This is a genomic window from Mycolicibacterium stellerae (genome assembly GCF_003719305.1).
GTDB classification, from domain to species: Bacteria; Actinomycetota; Actinomycetes; order Mycobacteriales; family Mycobacteriaceae; genus Mycobacterium; species Mycobacterium stellerae.
The window spans coordinates 1-25,631 of record NZ_RARC01000015.1 but is presented as its reverse complement, the minus strand read 5'-3'; the positions used below and the strand labels follow the sequence as shown (position 1 = coordinate 25,631).

24 protein-coding genes and 1 pseudogene are annotated in these 25,631 nt (G+C 64.7%); 8 read left to right on the top strand and 17 right to left on the bottom strand.

Annotated elements, in window-relative coordinates; translation table 11 throughout:
- Window positions 1-64 precede the first annotated feature (64 nt).
- The 5 genes from D6M19_RS18895 to D6M19_RS18875 all read left to right on the top strand — a co-directional run bounded on the left by D6M19_RS18895 (window position 65) and on the right by D6M19_RS18875 (window position 4,925).
- Window positions 65-1,078 carry an acyl-CoA dehydrogenase family protein gene (locus D6M19_RS18895; RefSeq protein ID WP_327389808.1) on the top strand — a complete coding sequence of 338 codons (1,014 nt, stop codon included), beginning with the start codon at window positions 65-67 and terminating at the stop codon, window positions 1,076-1,078.
- Window positions 1,075-2,184, top strand: coding sequence for an acyl-CoA dehydrogenase family protein (locus D6M19_RS18890; RefSeq protein WP_123026787.1), 1,110 nt, complete (start codon window positions 1,075-1,077; stop codon window positions 2,182-2,184). The genes D6M19_RS18895 and D6M19_RS18890 overlap by 4 nt, the downstream gene beginning before the upstream one ends.
- Window positions 2,185-2,249: 65 nt before the next feature.
- A complete protein-coding gene (locus D6M19_RS18885) occupies window positions 2,250-3,761 on the top strand; it encodes a class I adenylate-forming enzyme family protein (protein ID WP_123026786.1) in 1,512 nt (503 codons plus the stop codon).
- A 42-nt stretch (window positions 3,762-3,803) separates the two neighbouring features.
- Window positions 3,804-4,106, top strand: coding sequence for a hypothetical protein (locus D6M19_RS18880; protein WP_123026785.1), 303 nt, complete (start codon window positions 3,804-3,806; stop codon window positions 4,104-4,106).
- A complete protein-coding gene (locus tag D6M19_RS18875; RefSeq protein ID WP_407665371.1) occupies window positions 4,107-4,925 on the top strand; it encodes an SDR family oxidoreductase in 819 nt (272 codons plus the stop codon).
- Between the two features lie 10 nt (window positions 4,926-4,935).
- Here the strand turns inward: D6M19_RS18875 and D6M19_RS18870 are convergent, their stop codons facing one another.
- The 6 genes from D6M19_RS18870 to D6M19_RS18845 form a co-directional block, all read right to left on the bottom strand.
- Window positions 4,936-5,445 (bottom strand): CAP domain-containing protein, encoded by a 510-nt coding sequence (locus tag D6M19_RS18870; RefSeq protein WP_407665370.1) that lies wholly within the window; start codon window positions 5,443-5,445, stop codon window positions 4,936-4,938.
- 96 nt (window positions 5,446-5,541) lie between these two features.
- Window positions 5,542-6,696 (bottom strand): acyl-CoA dehydrogenase family protein, encoded by a 1,155-nt coding sequence (locus D6M19_RS18865; protein WP_123026784.1) that lies wholly within the window; start codon window positions 6,694-6,696, stop codon window positions 5,542-5,544.
- A gap of 65 nt (window positions 6,697-6,761) precedes the next feature.
- Window positions 6,762-7,775, bottom strand: coding sequence for an NAD(P)H-dependent flavin oxidoreductase (locus D6M19_RS18860; RefSeq protein ID WP_234834942.1), 1,014 nt, complete (start codon window positions 7,773-7,775; stop codon window positions 6,762-6,764).
- A 60-nt stretch (window positions 7,776-7,835) separates the two neighbouring features.
- Complete coding sequence (locus tag D6M19_RS18855) at window positions 7,836-8,642, bottom strand: enoyl-CoA hydratase-related protein (protein WP_123026783.1); 807 nt, start codon at window positions 8,640-8,642, stop codon at window positions 7,836-7,838.
- Entirely contained in the window at window positions 8,639-9,391 is a 753-nt protein-coding gene (locus D6M19_RS18850) for a 3-hydroxyacyl-CoA dehydrogenase (RefSeq protein ID WP_123026872.1), read from the bottom strand. The genes D6M19_RS18855 and D6M19_RS18850 overlap by 4 nt, the downstream gene beginning before the upstream one ends.
- Before the next feature lie 37 nt (window positions 9,392-9,428).
- Window positions 9,429-10,535: a CaiB/BaiF CoA transferase family protein gene (locus D6M19_RS18845; protein WP_123026782.1), complete on the bottom strand. Its 1,107-nt coding sequence runs from the start codon at window positions 10,533-10,535 to the stop codon at window positions 9,429-9,431.
- Between the two features lie 399 nt (window positions 10,536-10,934).
- Between D6M19_RS18845 and D6M19_RS18840 the strand changes: the two genes are divergently transcribed.
- Window positions 10,935-11,969, top strand: a complete 1,035-nt coding sequence (locus D6M19_RS18840) for a zinc-binding dehydrogenase (RefSeq protein WP_123026781.1) — start codon at window positions 10,935-10,937, stop codon at window positions 11,967-11,969.
- Between the two features lie 23 nt (window positions 11,970-11,992).
- Here D6M19_RS18840 and D6M19_RS18835 read toward each other — a convergent pair whose 3' ends face one another.
- The 3 genes from D6M19_RS18835 to D6M19_RS18825 all read right to left on the bottom strand — a co-directional run bounded on the left by D6M19_RS18835 (window position 11,993) and on the right by D6M19_RS18825 (window position 14,429).
- Window positions 11,993-12,661 (bottom strand): TetR/AcrR family transcriptional regulator, encoded by a 669-nt coding sequence (locus D6M19_RS18835; protein WP_234834933.1) that lies wholly within the window; start codon window positions 12,659-12,661, stop codon window positions 11,993-11,995.
- A gap of 298 nt (window positions 12,662-12,959) precedes the next feature.
- Window positions 12,960-13,397 carry an SRPBCC family protein gene (locus D6M19_RS18830; RefSeq protein ID WP_164478578.1) on the bottom strand — a complete coding sequence of 146 codons (438 nt, stop codon included), beginning with the start codon at window positions 13,395-13,397 and terminating at the stop codon, window positions 12,960-12,962.
- Between the two features lie 69 nt (window positions 13,398-13,466).
- A complete protein-coding gene (locus D6M19_RS18825; protein WP_123026778.1) occupies window positions 13,467-14,429 on the bottom strand; it encodes a quinone oxidoreductase family protein in 963 nt (320 codons plus the stop codon).
- A gap of 120 nt (window positions 14,430-14,549) precedes the next feature.
- Between D6M19_RS18825 and D6M19_RS18820 the strand changes: the two genes are divergently transcribed.
- Window positions 14,550-15,152, top strand: a complete 603-nt coding sequence (locus D6M19_RS18820) for a TetR/AcrR family transcriptional regulator (RefSeq protein ID WP_123026777.1) — start codon at window positions 14,550-14,552, stop codon at window positions 15,150-15,152.
- A 43-nt stretch (window positions 15,153-15,195) separates the two neighbouring features.
- On the opposite strand, the gene D6M19_RS18815 is transcribed toward D6M19_RS18820, so the two are convergent.
- The 8 genes from D6M19_RS18815 to D6M19_RS18785 form a co-directional block, all read right to left on the bottom strand.
- On the bottom strand, window positions 15,196-17,625 hold the full coding sequence (locus D6M19_RS18815) for a CaiB/BaiF CoA transferase family protein (RefSeq protein ID WP_164478577.1): 2,430 nt from the start codon (window positions 17,623-17,625) through the stop codon (window positions 15,196-15,198).
- Window positions 17,626-17,875: 250 nt separating this feature from the next.
- Window positions 17,876-18,478, bottom strand: coding sequence for an Rv1363c family protein (locus tag D6M19_RS18810; protein WP_123026775.1), 603 nt, complete (start codon window positions 18,476-18,478; stop codon window positions 17,876-17,878).
- Between the two features lie 24 nt (window positions 18,479-18,502).
- The gene (locus D6M19_RS34300) at window positions 18,503-19,087 is read right to left on the bottom strand and encodes an Rv1363c family protein (protein ID WP_164478576.1); all 585 of its coding nucleotides are present in this window, start codon (window positions 19,085-19,087) and stop codon (window positions 18,503-18,505) included.
- Complete coding sequence (locus tag D6M19_RS18805; protein WP_164478575.1) at window positions 19,057-20,535, bottom strand: MCE family protein; 1,479 nt, start codon at window positions 20,533-20,535, stop codon at window positions 19,057-19,059. Before D6M19_RS18805 ends, D6M19_RS34300 begins: the two co-directional genes overlap by 31 nt.
- A 1-nt stretch (window position 20,536) precedes the next feature.
- Window positions 20,537-21,652 (bottom strand): virulence factor Mce family protein, encoded by a 1,116-nt coding sequence (locus D6M19_RS18800; RefSeq protein WP_164478583.1) that lies wholly within the window; start codon window positions 21,650-21,652, stop codon window positions 20,537-20,539.
- 26 nt (window positions 21,653-21,678) lie between these two features.
- Window positions 21,679-23,067 carry an MCE family protein gene (locus D6M19_RS18795; RefSeq protein ID WP_123026773.1) on the bottom strand — a complete coding sequence of 463 codons (1,389 nt, stop codon included), beginning with the start codon at window positions 23,065-23,067 and terminating at the stop codon, window positions 21,679-21,681.
- Window positions 23,064-24,401 carry an MCE family protein gene (locus tag D6M19_RS18790; RefSeq protein ID WP_123026871.1) on the bottom strand — a complete coding sequence of 446 codons (1,338 nt, stop codon included), beginning with the start codon at window positions 24,399-24,401 and terminating at the stop codon, window positions 23,064-23,066. Before D6M19_RS18790 ends, D6M19_RS18795 begins: the two co-directional genes overlap by 4 nt.
- Window positions 24,398-25,426, bottom strand: coding sequence for a virulence factor Mce family protein (locus D6M19_RS18785; RefSeq protein WP_123026772.1), 1,029 nt, complete (start codon window positions 25,424-25,426; stop codon window positions 24,398-24,400). Before D6M19_RS18785 ends, D6M19_RS18790 begins: the two co-directional genes overlap by 4 nt.
- Here D6M19_RS18785 and D6M19_RS18780 point away from each other — a divergent pair.
- Window positions 25,416-25,631: pseudogene (locus D6M19_RS18780) on the top strand (hypothetical protein); the annotation flags it as partial. The gene D6M19_RS18785 and the pseudogene D6M19_RS18780 sit on opposite strands and share 11 nt — an antisense overlap.

Here is a 25,631-nt window from a genome sequence, read left to right as displayed (position 1 = left end):
AAGGCAGTGGTTCATCGACAATCCCGCACCTTGTTTACCTCCTCTGCGCGCGGTAGGTCAGGACGTGGACGCCGAATATATTGCCGGGCAGAGACAATGGCAGAAGAGCCTGATGCAGGCCGGTCTGGCTGGCCTCTCATGGCCGATCGAGTACGGCGGGCAGGGTGCCTCGCCGCATCGCCAGCTGATCTTCCACGAGGAGCATCAGCGCGCGGGCGGCTTGGGTGGTGAGCCCTTCTTCGTAGGCCTTACTCACGCCGGCCCGACGATCATCGCCGAAGGAACCGAGGATCAGCGACAGCGATGGCTGCCCGGAATTCTCAGCGGCGACCTGCTTTTCGCACAGTGCTTCTCCGAACCCGGCGCCGGATCGGATCTCGTATCGATCTCGACAAGAGCCGTCGTGGAGGACGATCACCTCATCGTCAACGGTCAAAAGATCTGGAACACCCGCGCTCAGCATGCAGACATGTGTGAGCTGCTCGTGCGTACCGACGCGAGCGACCGGTACGGCGGCCTCACCTACCTGATGGCGGATATGCACACGCCCGGCATCACGGTTCGTCCAATTACCGCGATAACCGGTCGACCCGAATTCTGCGAGGTCTATTTCGACGACGCGCGCATTCCCCTGACCAACGTCATGGGAAGGGTCGGTCAGGGGTGGAACGTCGCCACCACGACATTGCTCTTCGAGCGGAGCACGGCGTTCGCGGCGACCATCATCGGGCTGCAACGAGTAGTCGCGGGTTTGGCAGAGCAGCACCGCAACGACCCTGTTCGCGCTCATCGGGTGCAGGAACTTTCAGACGATGTCATGGCGGTGCGGGCGCTGCTCTACAAGACGGTGTCCGAGCAGGAGAACGGCGACGAACCAGGCCCCACCAGTAGTGCGCTCAAACTCGTTGCAACCGAGCTGAACCACGCGGTGCACAAGTTCGCAGCACTTGAAGACCGGGCCCACCTCGAGTCGTACTTCGAGGCGTTTGGCCTGCGGATCGGTGGCGGCACCTCGGAGATCCAACGGAACATCCTCGCCGAACGCGTTCTCGGCCTGCCCAGAGAGCCGCGACGATGACCGACATGTCACTGGTTGGCGAGCTTCGCGAATTCCTGGACATCGAACTCCCGAGCTTTCGAGCCGAGTACGGCGATCGCCGGGACTTCACCGCTGCGCGAGCTTGGCAGACTCGCCTGGATCGCGGGCGATGGGTCGGCTTGAACTGGCCGGCCGAACACGGCGGCCGCGCGCTGGACCTCGACACGCAGGTTGCGTGCGAGACCGTGCTAAGTGATAGCGGGGCGCCACCGATCGCCGGCTTCATCGGCGTCAACACCGTGGCTGCGGCCATCATGGCGTTCGGTTCTGACGAGCAGAAGCGACATCTACCCGGCATCCGCAGCGCCAGTCTCATTTTCTGCCAAGGGTTTAGCGAGCCCGGGGCGGGCAGCGACCTGGCAAGTCTGCGCACTCGAGCCGTTTCGACGAGCGGCGGGTTCTCGCTTTCCGGCCAAAAGGTATGGACCTCATACGCGGCGCACGCCGATCAATGCCTCGTCCTGGCGCGGACGACCCCGGTCGAGACGGGCCAGCGGTCGCACCGCGGATTGTCGATGTTCCTTGTTCCATTGGATCTCCCCGGGGTGACGGTGTCTCCGATCAAACAACTCAACGGGGACTCCGGATTCTGCGAATTGTTCTTCGACGACGTGCCTTTGCCGGCGACTTCGCTGCTGGGCCCTCTCGATGACGGCTGGCGGTCGGCCATGAGCGCCCTGGCTCACGAGCGGGCTGCTGCTCTGCTGCTGGCGACGCGCACACGCAGTTTGGTGCGAAGCGCGCTACGCGAACGAGCCTCGGCGATCCCCGACTCGCGTCGCGACGATGCCCTGCGTCTGTACGTCGACTCGGAGGTCTTGGGTCTGCTCGCGGAGCGATCGATCGCCGAAATCGGTTCGGGCACAGTCGGACCTGCCCAGTCGGTGGTGAAGCTCGCGTGGAGTCAAGTGGACCAGCGCTACGCCGAACTCATATTCGACCTCGAAGGTGCGGCCGCGGCCGCAGGCCTTGCCCCGGGCGCGGTCGACGCACTCTTGTTCAGTCGGTCCAGCACGATCGCAGCGGGCACTACCGAGGTCATGAAGAACATTCTCGGTGAACAGGTCTTGGGTCTGCCGCGCTAGACACACAGGTAGAAGCAGATGCCGAGCTTATCGGCGCACGATCATTGCGGGAAGGACCCTAACGGATGAGCATTTCGCTGCTCCTCGAGATGGCATCATCCGAGCATCCGGATCGACTCGCCGTGACTTCTGGTGAGACCCGGTTGACCGTAAGCGAACTCAGCGACCTCGCCGACCGCGCAGCGGGAGTCATCGCAGGATCCGGTGCTCGGCATGTGGCCTACGTCGGCACCGGGGGCCATCTGCAACCACTTCTCATCTTCGCCGCGGCCCGTGCCTGCGTACCGTACACGCCCGTCAACTACCGGCTCGCCGCCGAGGGCGTTCAGGAATTACTTGACCGACTGAACGATCCGCTGGTGATCGTGGACCCGGGCTACCGCGAAGTCGTCGGCGACCGACTTCGGCCCGCACAGGACTGCAACGAATTTCTCCTCACCGCGCGAGCCGGTGAACCTCACGCCGAATTCGCCGACCCGGACTCGGTGGCCATCGTGTTGTTCACCTCGGGCACCACGTCGAAGCCGAAGGCAGTCGAACTGTCGCATGCCAATCTGACGAGCTACATCACACAGACCGTCGAGTTCAGCTCCGCGGAGCCGACCGACGCTGCGCTGGTATGCGTCCCGCCCTATCACATCGCAGGGGTCAATGCGCCGCTGTCGAACCTCTATGCCGGACGGCGGGTGGTATATCTTCCTCAGTTCGATGCTGGGCAGTGGCTGCGTCTCGCGGTGGAGGAGCACATCACCACCGCCACCGTGGTTCCCACGATGCTCGATCGAATCGTTGCCGAACTCCACGCCCACCCGACCACACTTCCGGCGCTGCGCAACCTCGCCTACGGCGGATCGAAGGTAGCGCTACCACTGGTGCGCAAGGCACTGCAGCTCATGCCAGACGTTGGTTTCGTCAATGCCTATGGCCTCACCGAAACCAGCTCCACGATCGCGGTTCTCACACCTGACGACCACCGCGAAGCGCTCGGATCCACAGAACCCGCGGTGGCCAAACGACTCGGGTCGGTCGGCAGGCCCGTGCCGGGTGTCGAGATCCAGGTGCGCGCAAAGGACGGTACGCCGGTTGCCGCAAATCTGACGGGTGAGCTGTTCGTGCGCGGCGATCAGGTATCCGGCCGATACGCCGGCCTCGGATCCGTGCTCGACGAGTCCGGCTGGTTTCCGACAAGAGATCTGGCCACCGTTGACGACGATGGATACCTCTACATCGTCGGCAGATCCGATGACACCATCATCCGCGGCGGGGAGAACATCGCCCCAGCCGAGATCGAAGACGTGCTGATCGAGCATCCCGACGTCCGCCAGGTGGCAGTCGTCGGGGTTGAGGACCCTCAATGGGGACAAATCATCGTCGCCGTCGTCGTGCCTGAACCGGCGAGCGCTCCCGATGCCGACGAGTTGCGTGAGTTCGTCCGCGGTTCACTGCGAGGATCGCGTACTCCGGACCGCATCGTCTTCCGCGACGAGCTGCCGGTCACGCCCACGGGCAAGGTCGTGCGACGCGACATTGTTACCAGCCTCCTCGACGAGCGCACGAAAGCTGCGTCACACGGCTGAACACACGGCAGTCCAGTACTCACGCACGATGAGGAGAATGCAATGCACAAGAACGGAACTCGGCTGCAGAGCCAGGTCTGCGACACACAGGTCATCGTGGTGAGGACCGGCGAGCAACTCGACGATCTACGGTGCGGCGGCGCAGTGATGCAGCCGGTCGGCGCAGCCCGGACCGACGGTCCTGTCATCGACCCCGGCCTGGTCGGCGGCAACGTGATGGGTAAGCGCTACGTCGACGACATCGGCGCCGAGGTACTGGTGACCAAGGCCGGCGCCGGCACGCTGAGCGTCGGCGCAAACCCAATGAGCGTCAAGGACGCCAAACCGCTGCCAGCGAGCGACTGAATGCCCTCTACCAACATCACCGACAAGGGAGTCATTGCCGTGACCGCAGCGCATTTCGACGGAGCCTCAGCCATTGTCAGCGGAGGCGCGGGCGGCCTCGGAGCGGCAACTGTGCGCCGGCTACACGCGGAAGGTCTGGGCGTGGTGATCGCAGATCTCGCCACCGACCAGGGCGAAGCGCTCTCCCACGAACTCGGTGAACGCGCAACCTTCGTACGAACCGACGTGACGGATCCGGAAAGCATCACCACCGCACTCGATGCCGCAGCGGCTCTTGGAGACTTCCGTTTCGGCGTCATCGCCCACGGCGGATTCGGTGTCCTGCAACGCATCGTTCAACGGGATGGATCCCCGGCAGACCTTGACGGATTCGTCAAGACCATCGACATCTACCTGAACGGGACGTTCAACGTCCTGCGCCTTGCAGCGGCCAAGATCGCCGCCGGCTCCCCCGCGCCCAGCGGCGAGCGCGGCTCGATCGTCATGACCGCCTCCATCGCCGGCTACGAAGGGCAGATCGGCCAAGCCGCCTACACGGCTGCGAAGGCGGGCGTCATCGGACTGACGCTCGTGGCGGCTCGCGACCTCGGCGCGAACGGAATTCGCGTCAATACCGTCGCGCCCGGGACCATGAAGACGCCGATCATGGAGTCGGTCGGCGAGGACATGCTGGCCAAGCTGACCTCAGGGGTTCCTTTCCCTAAGCGGCTGGGCCTTCCAGAAGAATATGCCGACGCCGTAGCCTTCCTGCTGAGAAATGAGTATCTCAACGGTGAGGTACTGCGTCTCGACGGAGCACAACGGTTCGCGCCCAAGTGATCTGGGCGGACTAACGATCTCCTTGGCCGTACATGGCGACGACGACGCTACGGTCCAAGCTGTTCAGGGACCAGACACCGATCTCGTTGTTTCTGCAATCCGACATGATCGCGTAGTAATCCGGCTGGTAGAACCACTGATTCAGGATGTCAAGGTTGTTGATCGCGAGCGCGGGATTGATCGCGACGGTCTCCGACACGTGGCCCACATAGCCTGCGTTGCGTGCACGCTCTGACACGGAGGTTCCGTCGGATCCGATGTCGCCGTCCAGTGAGCGGTTGGCCAGTACGTCCTGGGTGTGCCACTCGGCGGCCAACTGTAGCTTCGGGTTGATCCTGACTTTATTGGTGCACCCGGCTTGATGCTGGATCGTGTAAACGTTCGCTACGACGCCGTCGTTCAACCGCTTGTTATCTGCGTGGGCGGTTGGTGCGGCCAGAAGGACGCCTGCGCTGAGTATCCCAAAGAGGGCCCCTGACAGCCGATGTCGACTATTCGCACGGGCACGGGTAGCGACCATGTCATCCTCCGCCGATCGATGCGAATGTGGCTCCAACGAGCGTAAGTCTTCAAAGCGACTGGCTTCGAAAACCGGATTCTCAGCAACGCCGGTCGCCTACAACCCGAGATCGCGCCCGATGATGTCCTTCATGATCTCGGTGGTGCCACCGAAGATGGTTTGGATGCGAGAGTCGCAATAGTCTCGTGCTACGCGGTATTCCATCATGTACCCGTACCCGCCGTGAAGCTGCACGCAGCCGTCGATGACCTTCTTCGCGGTCTCGGTACACCACCATTTGGCCTTCGCTGCCTCGACCGCAGTCAGGTCGCCGTCGACGACGGCGCGCAAGCACCGGTCGATGTACTGCTCGGAGACGTCGAGTTCGGTGTCCATCTCGGCCAGCAGGAAGCGGTTGTGCTGGAACGCGCCGATGGATTGCCCGAAGGCCTTGCGATCTTTGGCGTACTGCAATGTCTGCCGCCATGTTTCGCGAGCCCCGGCCACCGCGCCGATCGCGATGCTGAGGCGTTCGGACGGAAGATTCTCCATAAGGTGGTAGAAGCCACGGCCTTCGGCGCCAAGCACATTGGCTGCGGGCACGCGCACGTCCTCGAAGTGGAGCTCGGCGGTGTCTTGGTGGTGCTGGCCCATCTTGTCCAGCTTTCGCCCGCGGGTGAAGCCGGCCATCTCGCGCTCGACCACGAGCAGCGTGAACCCCTTATGTCCAGCGTTGGGATCGGTGCGGCAGACGACGACGACGAGATCGGAGTTGATGCCGCATGTGATGAACGTCTTGGAGCCGTTGACGATCCAGTCTGCATTTTCTCCGCTGCCGTCGCGGACCGCAGACGTGCGGATGCCGGCGAGATCGCTTCCGGCGCCCGGCTCGGTCATGGCGATGGCCAGCACGGTCTCACCGGTCACGATCCCCGGCATCCACCGGCGCTTCTGCTCCTCGTTGCCGAGATGCTTGAAATACGGTGCCACGACGTCGTTCTGGAGCGCGAGGGCCGGGATAGGCCCACCGTATCCGGATAGCTCCTCGTTGATCACGGCGTTGAAGCGGAAGTCGTCCGAGCCGCCGCCGCCATACTCCTCTGGCATGCCGAAGCCGAGCAGGCCGTACTTGCCAGCGGCGACGAAGGCCGACCTGTCGACGAGCCGGTCAGCCTCCCACTGCTGTGCGTAGGGCATCAGTTCGCGCTCGATGAACTGACGGGTGGTGGCACGAAGCGCCTCGTGCTCGGCGTCAAATACCTGCCGCTTCATACGGATTCCTCTCGGTGCGATGTCGTTGCTGCTGGTGCGCGCGCTGACGCTGCCGGTGAATGGAGTCAGTCATGCACCAACTCCCGAGCGTGCACACGCGGCTGGGTGTGAAGGACACGCTCGTTCAGCCCCGCGATGAGTTCCTCGGCCTCGGACACGATGCTCGAGATCAGCTCGTCGCACGTCGGGATGTCATCGATGAGACCCATGACGGTGCCCACGGTCCAGATGCCCGCATCCAGGTCGCCCTCGTCGAACACGCGTCGTCCGCGCACACCGGCGACGAGGTTCTTGACGTCCTCGAACTGACCACCGTCGGAGAGGATCTCCACGACCTCACGCGCGACCGCGTTGCTGGCGACCCGAGAGGTGTTGCGCAATGACCGGAAGATCAGCTCGGTGCCCCGCTCGTCACCGGCCACGATGGCGCCCTTAACCTTCTGATGAATGCACGACTCGATGGTGCACATGAACCGCGTGCCCATGTTGATGCCGTCCGCACCCAGTGCCAGCGCGGCCACCAGCCCGCGGGCATCGGCGAAGCCACCCGAGGCGATCATCGGGATCTCGATCTGCTTGGCCGCCGCCGGAATCAACACCAGGCCGGGGACGTCGTCCTCGCCGGGGTGACCGGCGCACTCGAATCCGTCGATGCTGATGCCGTCGACGCCTAGACTCTGTGCCTTGACGCCGTGCCGGACCGATGTGCACTTGTGCAGCACCTTGATGCCGTTGTCGTGAAACATCGGCAGGTGCGGAGCGGGGTTGGACCCCGCGGTCTCGACGATCTTGATGCCCGCGTCGACGATCACCTGGCGGTACTCGTCATATGGCGGCGGGTTGATCGACGGCAGGATCGTCAGGTTGACGCCGAACGGCTTGTCCGTCAGCTCCCGCGTCTTGGCGATCTCGTTGGCCAGGTCGGCCGGCGTCGGCTGGGTCAGTGCGGTGAGGAACCCGAGCCCGCCCGCATTCGCGACCGCCGCAACCAGTTCCGCGCGGCCGACCCACTGCATACCACCCTGCACGATCGGGTGCTCAATCCCGAACATCTCGGTGAACTTCGTCGTTATCGTCATCTTTGCTTCCTGCTCTTCACGCATCTCCGCATTGGGCTCGACACGCAGCCACGTCATCCGTCACCGTGCTTTCCAGACAGGTGCACGCTTCTCGGCGAAAGCCAGCGGTCCTTCCTTCGCGTCCTGGGACTTCAACAGAGCGGCGAACTCGCGATCGGTCCGCTCCCAGCTCGCTACTTCCTCGCCGATGACGCCGGCGTCGGCTCCATAGGCGACTCGCTTACTCGCAGAAACCGCCAAGGGCGCATTGACGGTGATCCTGTCGGCGAGCGCAAGCGCGGCGTCGGTCACGGAACCTCCAGCGGGAACGACTTGATTGATCAGGCCCCACCGCAGCGCCTCGGCGGCACTTATCGGCTCACCGGTGAAAAGCAGCTCGTTCGCGACCTTGCGAGGCAACTGTCCAACGATTCGAAACGCGCCCCCCGCCCCGGCTATGAGGCCTCGCTTCACCTCCGGCAGTCCGAAGGTCGCGGTCGCCGACGCCACGACCAAGTCGCAGGCCAAGACGAGCTCCGAGCCGCCGCCGAGCGCAGTGCCGTTTACCGCCGCGATGGTCGGTATGTCGACGAAGTGCCGAACGAAGCCTGCGAATCCCCACTCGGGATGATCCGGGTGGTAGAGATTCTCCCCCCGGGAGATCGCCTTGAGATCTGCTCCCGCACAGAATGACTTGTCACCCGCACCGGTTATGACCACGGCGCGGATCTCGGGATCTTTCTGTGCAAGTTCGAGCCCGTCACCCACCGACCTACTGACCGCGCCGTTCACGGCGTTGCGTGCGTCTGGCCGGTTGATCGTGATGAGCAGGGTGTTGCCGTGGCGCTCCACCACGGCGGCCTCCGTACCGCTCGACGTGTCGCTCATCGAGGTGCCATCCTGATCGCGCCGTCGAGTCTGATCACTTCACCGTTGAGCATCGGGTTCTCCACGATGTGCACCGCCAGCGCGCCGTACTCGTCGGGATCGCCGAGGCGGGCCGGGTGCGGCACTTGTTGACCGAGTGAGCGCTGCGCCTCCTCGGGCAGTGCACCCAACAACGGGGTCTTGAACAGTCCTGGCGCGATCGTGCAGACCCGAATCAGTTCACGCGAGAGGTCGCGCGCGATCGGCAGCGTCATGCCGACAACGCCACCCTTGGATGCCGAATAGGCGGCCTGCCCGATCTGGCCCTCGAACGCAGCCACGGACGCGGTGTTGATGATCACGCCACGCTCCTCCCCAATCGGTTCGGTCTTGGCGATCCGCTCGGCCGAGAGCCGCAGCACGTTGAACGTCCCAATCAAGTTGACTTCCAACACCTTCTTGAATTCGTCGAGCGGGAACGGGCCGTTCTTGCTCAGCGTCTTGATCGCGGTGCCGATGCCCGCGCAGTTGACGTTGATGCGCAGCGGGCCCAGCGACTCGGCGACGTCGAGCGCGTTGGCGACCTCCGCCTCGTCGGTGACGTCGGCGCCGACGAACTTGGCGCGCTCCCCCAGCTCGGCGATGACTTCCTCGCCCTTGAGGTCGATGACCACCACGCTTGCTCCGGCGTCAAGCAGCCGCTTGACGGTCGCCAAGCCGAGGCCCGACGCGCCGCCGGTAACAACGGCTACGGCGTCTTTGATGTCCAAGATTGGATTCCCTTCGTTGTTGCGGAACACGAAGCGCTCAAGATGAGGACGACTCGCCCATCCAGTCGCGCAGTACGGCGTCGTTGTCGGCACCCGGCACTCCCGGGGGCGTCGGTGTCGGCGGTGAGCTACGGGAGAACCGGGGAGCGGGCATCGGCTCGAGATTGTCCCCGTCGTAGAAGAAGGTGCCGCGTTCAGTGATGTGCGGTTCGGTTTCGACTTCGGCGAAGCTGAGCACGGGGGTGACGCACGCGTCGGTGCCCTCGAACGTCTTGGCCCAGTGGCTGCGGTCGTGCGCGAGAAAGGCGTCGGTCAAGGTCTTGCGCAGTTCGGGCCAACGACTGACGTCGTTCTGGTCGGGCAGTGTCGTCGGGTCCAACCCGAGGCCCTCGAGCAATTGCGCGTAGAACTGAGGCTCGATGGCGCCGACCGCGACGTACTTGCCGTCGGACGTCTCGTAGGTGTCGTAATACGGCGCTCCGGTGTCGAGCAGGTTCGTGCCGCGCACGTCGCTCCACATTCCCGTTGCGCGCATTCCCCACATCATCTGAATGAGGACGCTCGAACCGTCGATCATCGCGGCATCGACCACTTGCCCCTTACCGGACGTCTGCCGCTCCCACAGCGCGGCCAGGATGCCGACGAGGAGGAACATCGAGCCGCCACCGTAATCACCGGCGAGGTTCAGGGGCGGTACCGGCTTGTCGTCCTTGCGGCCGATGGCATGCAACAGGCCGTTCAGAGAGATGTAGTTGATGTCGTGGCCGGCTTGCAATGCCCGCGGCCCGTCCTGACCCCACCCCGTCATACGGGCGTAAATCAGACGATCGTTGACCTTCGCGCAGTCCTCCGGACCGAGCCCAAGGCGCTCGGTGACACCGGGACGGTAGCCCTCGATCAGGACGTCGGCTTTTGAGATCAAAGCCAGCGCCAGCTTGCGGCCTTCGTCGTTCTTCAGATCGGCGGCCACCGAACGACGATTGCGCAGCGTCGAATCCCGATCGCCAACGGAGCCGCCACCGCCGTTGGGTCGTTCAACGCGCACCACGTCGGCACCGAGGTCACCTAGGACCATTGCCGCGTGCGGTCCAGGTCCGATGCCGGCCAGCTCGACCACGCGCAATCCTAGAAGCGGGCCCGGCATGCTCGCCTACCTTTCGCAGTTGGAAGCGGTGGCGCCCAACCTGCCGGTCGGTTAACCACCACTCACTCACTTTCGGAGTCGCCAAACAAGAGCGTCGACGTATTTCGCTGCTATTGGTAGGTCCGCGACTGAAAAGGGCGTTCTCTCGAACGGCCCGACGTTGACCGGTTCTGCCGCGCTCACCGAGGGTGTCAGCCGACGCACCCTGTGCCAGTGCACCTTTCGCTGGGCACCCACGGACTCCGCGCTACCTGTCCGGCGTCGGCGGACCACGTCGATCGGCGTGGCCGCCAATTGGGGCGGCACAGAACGCATTCCATCGACCCCGGGACGGAGAATGCAACTTTCACGTGCTTCAAGGAGTTCCCAGCACCGTTGACGAAGTGTTGACTGACCATCATGGAAGCAACTGTGATGTATGGCGCCGGAGACGTACGGGTAGAGCACGTGCCCGACCCGGAGATCAAACTGCCGACGGACGCGATCGTGCGAGTCACCCTGGCGTGCATCTGCGGCAGCGATCTATGGCCCTACGGCTCGATGCCCGCCAGCGACGAGGGTCAGCGAATGGGTCATGAGTTTATTGGCGTGGTCGAGGACATCGGCAGCGAGGTGGTCGGCTTTCAGCGGGGCGACTTGGTGGTCATCCCCTTCCTGTGGTCAGACAATTCGTGCGATTTCTGCCAGGAAGGTCTGCACACCTCCTGTCGGCAGGGCGGCGTGTGGGGCACGGAGGGCGCCGACGCCGGCCAGGGTGAGGCAGTGCGGGTACCGCAGGCGCAGGGCACCATGGTCAAACTGCCGGTCTCGACGGATTCGGCCGTGCTGCCCTCACTGTTGACGCTGTCGGACGTGTTCTGCACCGGCCATCACGGTGCCGTGACCGCTCGGGTCCAGCCCGGACGTTCGGTCACCGTGATTGGTGATGGCGCGGTGGGGCTGTGCGCCGTACTCGCCGCCAAGCGCCTCGGTGCCGAGCAGATCATTCTGATGGGCCGCCACACCGACCGCACCGATCTAGGTCGTGATTTCGGGGCGACCGACGTCGTCGCCGAACGCGGCCCCGAGGGCGTCGAGATGGTGCGCCAGCTGACGCGCGGCGATGGCACGCATGCCGTCATCGAGTGCGTCGGCACCGAGGTGTCGATCGACACCTCGCTCCGGGTGGCTCGCGCCGGAGGTGTGGTCAGCCGATTGGGGGTCTCCCAGTACAAGCAGGTACCGATGGGCTTGCGCTCGTTTGCGCGCAACATCACCTTGACCGGCGGCGCCGCCCCCGCCCGGGCCTACATCGACACTCTCATGCCCGACATCCTCGACGGCACGATCGATCCGGGCCGCGTGTTCGACCGTCTCGTACCACTGCGTGACGTCCCGGACGGCTACCGCGCGATGAGTGACCGCAGCGCGCTCAAGGTGATCATCAAGCCGTGAGTGCACTGTCCTGAAGCCGACCACTACTTGGTCAACAGCGCGGGAAGGCCGGACGCCGGCACGTCGACGCCGAACGAACGCGCAATGAATGGGACGACTACGCGTCCAAGGTGCTCTCGGATTGCTTCGTCGTCGGTGGCAGGCCCGTCGTAAAGCGCTGAGCCGATTAGGACGAGCACTATCCTCGCATCCCCTGGTGGGTCGTCCGTCGTGATGACGTTGTGTCGCCTTCCCTCTACCAAGACCTCGACCAGTGGGGCCGTCAACGCGCTAAGGCAACGTTCGACCTGCTCTGCGTGCTGAGGTCTTAGACCTCGTAATGAAGCGGCGAAAAGCGCTGCGGGCTTGGCGAACTCACGGTCGAAACCCCACGCGATCAAGGCGTTGACGTACTGCCAGAGGCGTTCTTGGATCGGTGACGTCGTGTCGATGATCCCTTCTACGGCGACCGCAATCCGCAGCAGATGGCGTTCGAGTACCGCTGCTAGCAGATCGTCCTTCGTCTCGAACTGGCGATAGAAACTCCGAGTCGACAAACGCGCTTGTCTGAGCACACTCTCAACTTTGAAACCCCACCACCCGCCGCGCGCGAGCACCTCTTCGGCCGCAGTGATCAGCGCGGCACGTTCGTCGTAATACGGGCCTACGGAATCTCCATGGTCGGGTGCCAGGATGTCGTCCTTCTTACCCAACCAGTGCACCGCCTCTGTCCGTCCATGGCGTTCGGTCGCAATTCTATTGTGGGTACGCCGCACCGGAAACGATCGTCGGCCGGCGAAGCGTCGCATGCCTCTCGGTGTGATCTCGGACCGCACAAACGCTGGCGGAATTGACCTTCGAGCAGCTGCCAGATGTTGCTGTGCGATCGCCTTTCTTGCATTCGGGGTTCCGCGTCCTTCGCGAGATCTAGCTCGGCGTGCCGGCCACCGCCGCCCGCGACCACACAGAGTCAGCGATCGTTACTCGGAATCGCTCAGTGGTCGACACAGCTCATCGCTGGTTGGCGTACGCGGTGTCGATCGTCGTCTTCATGAGTTCCGCGGCGACCTCCATGCTCCTGCTGGTGAGATCGAGAAGCGATGCGGGGGCGAACTCCGTCGTCCACACGAGATGGACACCCGCGTCGTCCTCGCGCACGACCTGGCTGCCCTGGTGGTGCGTCACGGGACCGTCGATCACTTGGTAGACCATGCGTCGAGCGTCGTCGTCGACTTCGACGATGCGCTCGGTGACCTTCATGCCATCGACGAAAGTCACGATTCTGCTGTTCGGACCCTTTTCGACGGCAACCGCGAAGCCTGGGATGAGTCGGGTGTTCACCGCATAGATGTCGCGGATGACATCCCAGGTGAACTCTGCGCTGGCGTCGATGGGGATGTCGACGGTCACCGCGCTGATGCTGGTTTCTTCATCTGTTCGGGTCTGCATGGGCAACGCCATTGTTCTGCCTTCCTTGGTTGGGCGGCGACGACGGTCGTCGTCGCCGGACTGGAACTGCTACGGCACCATCACCACGCGACCGATGCGACCGCGCTGCTCGGCGTAGCGGTGTGCGTCGACGGCTGCGGACAGCGGGAACGCCCGGTCGATGACCACCTCGAGTTCGCCGTCGGCGACCCGGCCGATGAGTTCGGCGACGTAGCCATGAACGCGAGGCGTGCCGAACATTCCGCTGAGCATGAAACCGCTCAGGGTGCGGTTGCCGCGGGGCAGTGTGGTCGCATCGATCGTCGTGGGTGCGCCGGCCGAACCGCCGAGCAGGATCACGTGGCCACCGTGGCGCGTCGCCAGGACCAGCTCCTGCGTCATGGGACCGCCGACGGGATCGACCGCCAAGTCGACGCCGACGCCGTCAGTGAGCTCGAGGACGCGCTGTCGCACGTCCTCGGTGCGGTAGTCGATGCCGTCGGTGAGGCCGAACCGCCGAAGCGCGTCGAGCTGCTCGCGGCTGGAAGCCGTTCCGATCACCCGCGCACCGGCCTTGGCGGCCAGCTGCACCGCGGCCAGGCCAACACCTCCACCGGCGCCCTGCACCAGCACCGTGCTGTCTGCGGTGACGTTCGCCTGCTCGAACAGCGCCTCGTAAGCGGTTCCGAACGCGACGGGCACGCACGCCGCCGCCGCGGCGTCCGCACCGTCCGGCAGGACCCAGCAGTGGTCGGCGCGCACCGCCCGGAGTTCTGCGTGTGAGCCGTACTCGCCGAAGGCGCTCACCCGCTGGCCGACCCGCAGATCGGTCACCTGTGCGCCAACGGCGACCACGGTTCCGGCACTGCCGTAACCGACGACGTGGGGGCTCATCGGCAACGGCAACATCTGCCTGTTCAGCAGGTCACCGCCCTCGAGGCTGATCGCCTCGACCTTGATCAACACTTCGTCGTCGCCGGGCACGGGGTCGGCGATCTCCTCGAAGCTGAGCACCTCGGGGCCGCCGTTCTGGCGGTACACCGCTGCTTTCATGGTTGTCTTCCTCCACGCTCGCGGGGCGATGGGCGCCCCTGGGGATTAAGATGAACTGCGGTTCATGAAACTATCATGAACCTGAGTTCAGTTTTTTGCAAGTGTGATCTGGGAGAGACGATGACGACCGAAGGCCGGGCGCCGCGGGCCGACGCGGTGCGCAACCGCAGCAAGATCCTCGCCGCCGCCCGTGACCAGGTGACGGCGCACGGTCCGGACGTCGGAATGGACGAGATCGCCGCCGCGGCGGGAGTGGCCGTCGGCACCCTGTACCGCCACTTCCCCACCAAGACCGATCTGGTGGCAGCCGTGGTCGGGGATTTCGTGGCACAGATGGCCGACGACGCCGAGGCCGCCTGCGCACGCGTGGCCGCGGGGGCCAACGCGTGGGACGAGATCACCGCCTTCCTGACCCGGCTCACCGAGGAGGTGGCGACAAACCACGCCGTGAAGGCCGCCACCGAGGCGCTGGGCGCCATCCCCGACAACAAGGCCGACGAGGACCGCGCCAGCGCGGCCCTGACGACCCTCATCCAGGCCGCCCAGTCCGACGGCGACCTGCATTCCGACGTCAGTGTGGCGGACATCTATCTACTCTTTGCCACCGCGCCCACCGATCACCCGCCCGCGGCGCGCGCCCGATGGCTTGCGCTCGTCCTGTCCGGTCTCAGCCCGCGCGATCGTGATTCCAAGCGGCTCCCGCACGCCCGCACGGGCAGCTGACGGCGCTCGCCGCCGCTCGCTGGGGGAACCGATGGGGGCGGCATCACCGCGATGTGACGGTAGCGGCCTCGCGGACTTCGAGCACACCGGCTGCGACGAGCTTGTCCACCTCGGCGTCGGACATGCCCAGGATGTCGCGGCACACCTCGACGGTGTCGGCGGCCATCAGCGAAGCCGGCCGCAACTCGGGTTCGGGAATATTCTCGAACAGCGCCGGACCCATCTCGGCCTGCAGCGGCTCGTCGTATCCCGGCTGAGGGAGGGAGCCGAACTGGCGGCGGGCGTTCAACTGCGGGTTGTCAGGCAATTCGGATGCGTGCACCGCTGCGCCCGCCGCGACGCCTGCCGCCTGCAGGCGATCCTGTGCCTGCACAGGGATCAGACCTGCCATCCACGCGCCGAGGGCCTCGTCGAGTTGGTCGCGGTGCGCGACCCGATCGGCAGCTGTTCTGTACCGCGGGTCCGTGGCCAGATCAAGTCGATCTGTCGCGGCGGCCAGACGCTCGAATTCGTCGTCGCCGTCGACGGCGACCGCACAGTAGGCGTCCTCACCGGAGCAGCGGTAAAGCCCTGAGGGGGCGTCGAACTCAGCGCAGTTTCCGGAAGCGACCAGCGAGCCCGGCTCAAGGGATTCGCGCAGGAATTCGGTGACGAGCTGTCCGAACACGGTGTCCATTTGGGCCAGTTCGATGCGGCGTCCGACACCGGTGCGCTCCCGCTCGAGCAACGCCGCCATCACCGCCGTCGATCCGGCACGGCCCGCGGCGTGGTCGGGGTAGACGGTCATATCGTCTCCGAACTGATCGTCTCCGAACTCATCCGATGCGCCGGGGTGGCGCCACAACTGGGTCAGTCCGATCGTCGAGCGCACCAACGGTCCGTAGCCCATCCGCTTGCTCCACGGACCCGAGGCACCCCACGCACTGCTCTCGACGACGATGATCCGCGGATTGACCGACCGCAGCTCTTGGTAGCTCAACCCCAACGACTCCAAGGTGCCGGGTTTGAAGTTGGTCAGCACAACGTCGGACTTGGCGACCAGCTGTCGGAAGACCTCCTTGCCTGCCTTGGCACGAAGGTTCAGCCCGAAGCTGCGCTTGCCGCGATTGCCGAGCGCGAAGGAGTATCCGCACCTGTCGGGGCCGTCGGATTGACGGGCCCCGTCCATGAATTCACGGGTTTCGATCTTGATCACGTCGGCACCCTGATCCGCCAGCGAGCGACCGGTTTCGGCGCCGACGACGATCACGCCGAGATCTAGGACGCGGACGCCCTCCAGCGGGCGCCGGGCGGGACGCGCGGGTTCGACCGCACGACGCGAACGCGTCTCGGCCTGCAGAAGGTGGTCGTGTTCCCCGGGTTCGGGTGCTCGGTGCCGAAAGCCTGCCCGCTGGCGATCGAACTCGACGAATCCGTTCGCGATCGCTCCCACCAGCCCTGGCGCCACCTCGGCCGTCCGAAACGATCGCCGCTGCTCGACGTGGTCGCTGCGCAGAATCTCTGCGGGGGTGCTCAACGGCGCCACGGCAACGCCTTGCTCAGAGGCGTAGGTGACGATCTCGTCGCGCGACTTGTCGGCGAACAACTCCACCAGTGCGGGACGGATCTTGTCCCAGTTGAGAAAGCGCGTGAAGAATTGCTCAAGCGACGGGTCACTGAGCGACTCGGGCTCGCCCAGCCAGGTGAACACCGCGCGCCATTGTTTGGCCGACCCGATGAACATGCGTACGTGGCCGTCGGCGCACGGAAGGACGGGATAGAGCATCCGCCGGTCGGGGCGCCCCGGCGGGAGTTCAGTGAGGGGCTGGCCCATCGTGGCGGTCCCGCCCATGCCGAGCGCCGGATCCAGATCCTGCACGGCGAGGTCGAACAGCGAACAGTCGACGTAGTCGCCCCGCCCGGTGCGGCGAGCGTGATAGACCGCCAACAGGGCGGCGAACGCCACGTGCACCGCCGCTGTTTGACTAGCCAACTCTCCCGGCGGCAGCAGCGGCTCGCGGCCGGGCGCTCCCGACCGTGTCAGCGCCGACGACATCGCCGTGAGCACTGCGTCGTTCGCCGTGTAGTCGCGGTAGGGACCGGTCTGACCGAAATCGGTGACTGACGTGACCACTACACCCGGGTGGCGTTCCCGCATGGTGTCCGGTCCGACGCCACGCCGTTCGAGGTACCCCGGCGGATAAGACTCGAGCACAAGGTCCGCCCCGTCGATGAGGCCGAGTAGCCGATCGGGCCCCTGCGCGGAGTCCAGGTCGATGACAACTCCCCGCTTGTTGCTGTGCGTGGTGGCGAACCGCAGGCCGTGTCCGCGGTGAAGGGGTGGTTGTCGGCGGGTGGCTGCGCCGCCGGGCGGCTCGACGAGGATCACATCGGCACCCATGTCGGCCAGCACGCGGCCTGCGACGCCTGCGACCCCGTCGGTGAGATCGATGACCCGTAGGTCACTCAGCGGAAGGGTCCCTTGGGGATTCATTGCCGTCCTTCGCGTAGCCGGGAGTTCGCCGTTGGCCGGCGTCATGTGGCCGTGCCGAATGCGAGCAGCGCAACACCGCGTCCGACCGTCGGCTCGTACCATCATCGACCGAGCGAAGCCGGTTCGACTGCCGCGAAGTCGCGAACGCCGTTTTCACGAGTTCCGTTCTCGACAAGCCTCGTTCACGGCGGGAAGGCCGTTTGATGACGGCAGACCCAGGCGGGCGACTCCGGTTACGGGATTCGCCGGTTCAGATCGGGTCGAATCCCGATATCAGCCAGCGGTCGTCGATCCTGTCGAGGGTGACGCGCACGCTGGAGTTGGTGCTCGTCGGCGGTTCCGTTCCGACGGTGACGGACTGGTTGACGAAGAGCAGGACAACGGCCTGGTTAGAGGTCGCCGACACCGATGCTGAGGCGGGGACGGTCGCTTGGGCCGTGATCACCTTCTGGATGGCGGCGGGTGCCACCACATCGTCGACAAGAGAGGAGTAGGAGTCGCGGAAGGTGCCGGTCATCCGATCCTTGGCGGCGTCGAGGTCGTTCTGCACCGTGTCGGGGTGATACGACAGCATCGCGACCGCGGCGTCGTTGGCCGCACGAACGGATTCGTCAGCAGCAGAGGCGGATTCGCCCTGCACTGCGCCGACGTACTTCAGATATCCGGCGATGACGGCAAGGGCGAACGGCAGTGCCAGCACAGCGACGTACCCGACTTTGCGCATGACGCGCGATGCGCCCGACCGGGAATCGGCCGTGACACGCTGTGAATTGTCATGTTCCACTTCGGCCGCCGTTGCGGCGTCGTCCTCCGCGTCGGTCTCGCTGTCGGCGAGATCACTGGTCGCAGTCATTCAATATGTCCTCGAATTATGTTGTTACTGAACGAATTGGATGTTGGCGACCTTGAGATCGGCGCCCACCCGTTGGACGTCGATGCGCATGCGCCAGGTGCGCGCGTCCCCCGGGGGTGCGTCGTTCGTCGACGTCTTTACCTGCACTGAGACGAGCACCTGGCCGTGGTCGCCTTGAAGTGATTCAAGGCCGGCCTCGGTGACCGCGCCCTCTGACTTGGACTTCGCCTGCTTGACGACATCGACGAACGGTTTCGCACGTTTCTGGAAGTCGTCTTGGAATGTGCCGGTTGCCGAATCGAGGATCCTTGCCACGTCGGAGTCCGCCCGTGTGTAGTCGATCGTGGTGAGGTTCAAGGCCGCCTGTCGACCGACCGTCACGAATCTCTGCTCTTCGGTCTGGCGTTGGTGGGCCCGGTAGTCGCGGTAGCCGAGCCAGCCGCCGAGGGCGGCCAACACAACGGCAGCCGCCATTGCGGCGGCGACGACGCGTCGCGCGGGAGTGTGTTGACGCGGCAGGTCACCCACTTCGACGCTGTCGCCGGCCTCGGGCCCGTCGGCCGAAGCCGGCGAGTCGGTCAGTTCGGCGGTGTCAGCATGTCTTGCCATGACTTGTCCTTCGGCGCATTGTCAGCCAGATCGGAACGTTTGTAGGTGTGCCCGTCTGGGCCTACGTAGGTTCCGGTGGCGGGGTTGTATTCCGCGACAGCCAACGGCGGGGGTGGCGCCTGCGCTTGGGGCTGCGGACCGTTGGGCGGTGGTGAATTCCCCTGCGCCGCTGGTTCGGTGGGCAATTGGGGGATGGCTTGCCCCGACGCCGTCGCATTCGGGTCGCCCTTCCAGTTGTAGCCGTCGTTGAGCGGCACGTACTGTTCGTTGCTCTCGCACATCTGCACCGTCGGGGCTCGCTTACCGGGCACCGTCAGGCATGGCAGGTTCCGCGCGCCGCGGACGTTGAACGGCGAATCCTGGGGCACGCGGCAGTACAGGTCGCCTGCTGGGCGGGCGGGCCAGTCAGTCGATGTCGGAGTGCGGCGCTGTTGTGCGGGCAGGAACCCGGTCGTGCATGGCGGTGGGAGGTTGAAGTTGAGATTGAAGCTGAGGTACCCGCCGGGATAGGGACGGTTCGAGTTGGCGTTGGCCACCGCCGTCCCCTGGGTGACGGCGACGCCCTGCGGTATCAACACGAGGAGCTGTTCGACCGCGGGCTGATATTCGAGCGCGACCTTGCCGACGGTGACCAGGTTGGCCAGGATCACCGGCAGGGTGGGACTGATGCGATCGAGCAGGCGCTGCGTCTCGGCTGCGGCCTGGCCGCCGTTGTCGATCAGCCCTGCGACTGCGCCGTCGTTGTCACGCAACTGCTGGGTGACCGTCTTCAAGTGTGCCGCCCATGCGTGGATCGAGTCTGCAGTGTCAGATTGTGAATCCAGGACCGGGGCGGATTGATCGATGAGCGTGGTGAGGGGCTCTAAATTCGCACGGGCATCTCGAGCGATCTGGGTGCTGCCCTTGACGATTCGGGACAGCTCGGGGCCAAGGCCGCCGAAAGCGATATCGGATTCGTCGATAACGGTCTTCAGGCTGTCGTGCGGAATGGCCTGCAACCCACGGTTCGCGCTGTCGAGCAGGTTGTCGATCGGTGGCGGAACGGAGGTGTTCTGCTTGGCGATCACGTCGCCGTCGCGCAATGGTGGCGACGTGGCGTCGCGTGGTAGCAGCGCGACATACTGCTCGCCGATGGCTGACTGACTGTGGACTTCGGCCTGCAGGTTGGAGGGAATGTCGATGCCCGACTGCAGGGACAGATTGGCCCGTACCCCGCCATGGCCGTCGGTGTCCACCGATTCGACCTTGCCGACCTTGGTTCCCCGATAGGTCACGTTGGCGCTCGGATACAGGCCGCCAGACGTCGGCAGATCCAGCGCCACGGTGTAGCGGCCGATGCCGAACATGGCGGGCAGTCGGATGTATCCGAGCGCCATCACGGTGCCCGCCACCAAGGCGATGACGGCCAACACCGCTAGTTGTGCGTAGATCCGCCGAGTCAGATGCATATCAGGGCCCCTGGTCGAGGTGGTAGGGGGCGATCAACGGATTGCCGTAGGTGTACGGGCTCGGCATCTGTCCGATCGTTCTGCCCCACTGCAATTCGAGTTTTGTGAGGTCGCCTTCGAACCTGGTGCCGGTGAAGAAACTCTGGTCCAGGCGGCTCAATGTGAGATCGATGGTGACCGAGAGGTTTCCGTAGTCGCCGCGCAACCAGTTCTGCAGTGTGTCGATGGGAAATGGAAATGCTGCCAGCATCCCCAGTGACCGGGTCAGCGCTGGACCGGCGTTGGCCAGCGATCGCACCACGGGGGCGAGGTCTTTCAGCTCGGCAACCAGGTTCACCTTAGTCTGGTTGACCGAGTCGGCCGCCACCGCGCTGAACTTACCGAGTTGGTCCAAGGCCTCGGCGAGGTGCTCACGCTCGTCTTTGAGTACCGAGAGCGCATCCGGGATGGTCTGCAGCGCGCGGTCCACCACCGGTCGTTGGTTGGCGAACGTTCCGGCAAGACGGTCCAGGCTGGTGGTCGCGTCGATGATGTCGCCGGTCTGCCCGTCGACGTACCCGACGAACCTGTCGAGCTGTTCGATCAAGCTACGCAGGTCCTTTTCTCGGCCGCGCAACGCCGTGCTCAACGTCTCGACGATGTCGTGCAGTTGCCCGACTCCACCCCCGTTGAACAACAGTGAGACGGCGGCCAAGGTCTGCTCGGTGGTGGGGTATGCCCCTGCGTTCTGCAGTGGGATCAGCGAACCTTGACGTAGGCGCCCCGTCGGCGGAACCCCCGCAGGCGGCGCCAGTTCGACGTGTTGCGATCCCAGAAGGCTGGTTTGGCCGAGCTTGGCCGTGGCGTTCTCCGGGAGCGACACATCGCCGTTGAGGCGAATCGTGACCAAGGCATGCCAGCCCTGCCTTTCGATCTTGGTCACCGTCCCGACGTTCACATCATCGACGCGCACCCGCGAATTCGGTTGCAAATTATTGACATTGGGCAATTGCGCCTGCACATCGAAGGATCCAGGGCCGTTGCCCTCGGTGCCCGGCATCGTGATCGAATTGAGGCCCCGCCACTGACACCCGCTCAGCAGGACGCCGACGAGTGCTGCGAAGACGACGGCTGCCACCGCAGCGGTCCGCGGTTTCGACGCCCTCACGAGCCCGCTCCCGCCGGCATCATCAAGCCTGGCAGGCCTGCGGCGGGATCCGTCGTCGCCGCGGGTGCCGGGACGGCGTCTGCGGGCGACGCGGACGGCGACGGCGCTTCGGCGGGCAGCGGCGCCTCGGCAGGCAGCGGGGTTTGCGGCCCGGCCGGGGCGGCGGCCGGCGTCGGCGCGCCAGGCGGGACGTAGTCCGGGCGCATCCAATCCTCGCTGTAGGTCACCTCGTTGGGCCGGGCAGCCTCGCCGATCGGCAGGAACGGCAGCAGCGGTGAGCCGTTGAAGCCGAGCGGACCAAGAAAGTTGTATTGCCGGTTCTTGACAATCGGCGCCAGGTACTGCACGCACAGTTTGGCCGATTGTTCGGCGTTGAGTCGCGACGCGGCTTGGATTGCGCCGCAAACGAAGTTGACTGGATTGCTGAAGTTGTTGCCCGACAACGCGCCGGTGACAGTGCCCTGTGACGGCTGATAGATGTTCAGGTAGTTCGACAGCGTCGTCGGAAAGACGTGCAATGCCTGCTTGAAGTCACCAGCGCTGTCACCAAGGGCCTGGGTGATTTCGGCGAGCTTGTCGAAAGTGATGCCGAGGCGGTCGTGATTCTCGACGAGGAAGGCGCTCAAGTCGCTGGACGCGCTGTTCAGATCTGCTACCGCGGCACCGACTTCGTTGGGGTCGTTGGCAAGTGAGCCGGTGACCGCGGCCAGATTCTGGTTGAGCTGACGCATGAGATCTGCGCTGTCATGCAGAGCCGACACCAACACCGAGAGGTTCTTGATCGTGCCGAAGATGTCGCCGGAGTGATCTCCCAGAATCGAAAGGGATTGGGACAGCTTGATCACAGTGTCTCTGATACTGGCTCCTTGACCGCGCAGGTTGTCGGCCGCGGTGTTGACGAACGCCCCCATCGTCGACACTCCACCCGGCTGGGTTGGCTGCAAGGTGTCGGTCAGCTTCTGTAACTGGATACGCAAGTCGTCGAATTCCACGGGTACCGCGGTTCGCTCCAGAGGGATCACCGCGTCGCTGGCCATGGCGGGCCCGGAGGTGTAGGCCGGCGTGAGTTGAATGAACCGAGCGCTGACCAGTGTTGGCGAAAGGACCACCGCCCGGGCGTCGGCGGGCACCTTGTACTTGCCGTCGACCCAGAAGGTCACCTTCGACCGTTGTGGTTGTGGCTCAATGGATTCGATCTTGCCGACCGGCACGCCGAGGATCCGGATGGTGTCGCCGGGAAAGATTCCGTTGCTACTCTCGAAGTACGCAGTCAGCGTTGTCTTCTTTGTTGGGCCTGTGGATCGCAAAACGGCGACGATCCCACCGATCAGCACGACGACCATCAGCAACGCCAGGCCGATTCGGGCATTCTTGGACAATGTCATGGCGTCGTCCCTCCCGACGGCGGAACTTCGTTCGGCGCGGGTACGTAGACCGGTGACGGGGTGGGGTCCACGCCCTCGGCCCCTGGCAGCGGCGGGCCTGGAGGCGGACCGCCGGGTGGTGGCGCGGGTGGAGGTTCGCGGTAGGGGTAGCACCCCGGACCGGGCAACGGCACGCCCGGCGGTCCGCATTGTTGGTCGCCCGGATTACCGGTGATGGCGTCGGGCACGGTGAGCCGCGGCTCACCACCTTGTCCGGTGCGAGGGAAGGGAATAGGCAGTGCCGGGGTGCCCGGTTGGCCGACCTGAGGGTCGGTGAGTTCCGACGGGAGTTTGACGTTGGGGTCCAACCCCAGATCCGAGAACGCTGCATCGATGAACGGTTGCAGGAACTGTCCGGGCAACAGGTTGGCGACGTAGGAATTGAACCAGGGGCCGGTCGACACCGACTCACCGAGTGACATCGCGAAGGAGTTCAGTTGCTTGATCGAGTCCTGCAACTGGGTCTTACGGTTGGCGACGATGGTCAGCACGCCGTTCAACTTGTCGATCGAGGGGCCTACCTGCTCGCGGTTGTCGGCCACGAATCCGGACACCTGCTGAGATAGTTTGCTCAGATTGCCCGAAACCTGGTCGAGTGCAGCGCTTTCGGAGCGTAGCTCGGCGAGCAGCGCGTTGGTTTGCCTGATCAGGGTGACCACTTGATCGGTGCGCCCGGCCAACACGTCGGTGGCCTTCTTGGCGTGTGCCAGCAGGGTGCGCAACCGATCGTCGCGGTTGTTCAGCGATTGAGAGAATCGCCCGAGTCCCTGGACGGCAACCTGCAACTCGGGTGGGGTGTTGGCGAACGTCTGCGCCAACGTGTCGAGGGACTGCGACAGCTGTCCGGTGTCGAGTTGATCGACGGTCGAGGTCAGGTCGCTGAGGGCATCGGTCAGTTGGTAGGGCGGGGTGGTCCGCTCCAGGGGTATGGGCCCGCTCAGATCGCCGCTGCCGCGCGGGGTGATTTCGAGCATGCGCGCCCCCAGCAGGCTCTTGGTCTTGACGGCCGCCTCTGTCCGGTCACCGAGGTGGGCACTGGAATCGACGCTGAAATCGACTCGAACGCGGTCTCCGTCCAGCGTGATGCCGGAGACCTTGCCCATTTCATTGCCCGAAACCTGCACGGGTGCACCGGGTGACAGGCCGCCCGCCTCGCTGAAGTACGCGACGTAGTCCTTCTGTCTGTTCACGAACGGCAAACTGCTGTACGACACCGTCAGCCACACCGCCACGAGGGTCAGCGCGATGCCGACCGCACCCATGGCAACGGGGCTGCGTTCGGAGAAGGATTTCATTTCGGCGCGCACCGCCCGCTGGACTGACCTGCAACCTTGACGAGCACGGGTTGTCCTCCCTTGCCGTTGAGTTTGAGGTTCAGATCGCACAGGTAGAACCCGAAGTAGTCGCCGTAGAGACCTTCGCGGCCCAGAATGCGGTACTTGTCCGGCAGCGTCTTGAGCAGGTTGTCGAAGTACTCGTGGTCGGCGACGATGATTCCGGACGCCCGGTCGTTCTCGGCGAGGATCTCTTTGACGGGCGGACGCGCCTGGGCCAGCAGGTCGGCAACCGTCCCGGCGGCCCCGTTGAGGTTGGCGATTCCGGCGGCGATACCGTCCTTGCGGGCGGCCAGGCCGTCGACGAGTTGCGACAGCGAGGTGATCGCCTTGTCGAACTGCTGGCTCTGGTCGGCGAGGGAACCGAGCACGGTGTTGAGGTTGTCGATGACCTGCCCGATGAGTTGGTCACGGTCGGCAAGCGTGTTGGTGACCGACGCGGTCTGAGACAGGAACGATCCGATCGTGTCGCCCTCACCTTGGAATGCGGCGATCAAATCGGCCGTCAAGCTATTGACCTGATCGGGATTGAGGGCCCTGAACAAGGGACGGAACCCGCCGATCAGCGCGTCGAGATCAAGTGCAGGCGCCGTGTGGTCGAGAGGGATGGTGGCCCCGGCAGGCAGCGTCCTGGTGCTACCGGCACCTTCGTCGAGCCCGAGGTAGCGATCGCCGATCAGGTTGTCCCAGCGGACCACCGCACGGCTGCCTTCGGTGAGCACGACCGACCGGTCGGTGCCGAACTCGACGGTCAGTGTCGCGTCGGGTTCCATGCTGATCTTCTTGACCTTGCCGACTTCCACGCCCGCGATACGTACGAAGTCACCGGATTTCAATCCGCTGGTATTGGCGAAGTGCGCACGGTAGACCGTTTCGTCGTCGAACCGCAGTTGAGCGAATATCGCCAAAAGGGCGAACACGCCGAACAAGCACACGATGGCGAACACGCTGAACTTCCACACAGCGCCTGCCAGGTTGTCTTTCACGGTCTCATTCCTTCGACTGCGGGGATCATGGCCGAGGCGCCGTCGCGTCGACGGGCGCGACATCGGGTGGGGTCCCGTCGACGGGCGCGACATCGGGTGGGGGCGGTGGCAACGCCTGGGCTGGGAGATCGCCGCCGCCCATCCCAACCGGGTGGCCGCGCTCGGCTCCTTCCATGCCGGCGGTTTGGCCACCGACGGCGAGGAC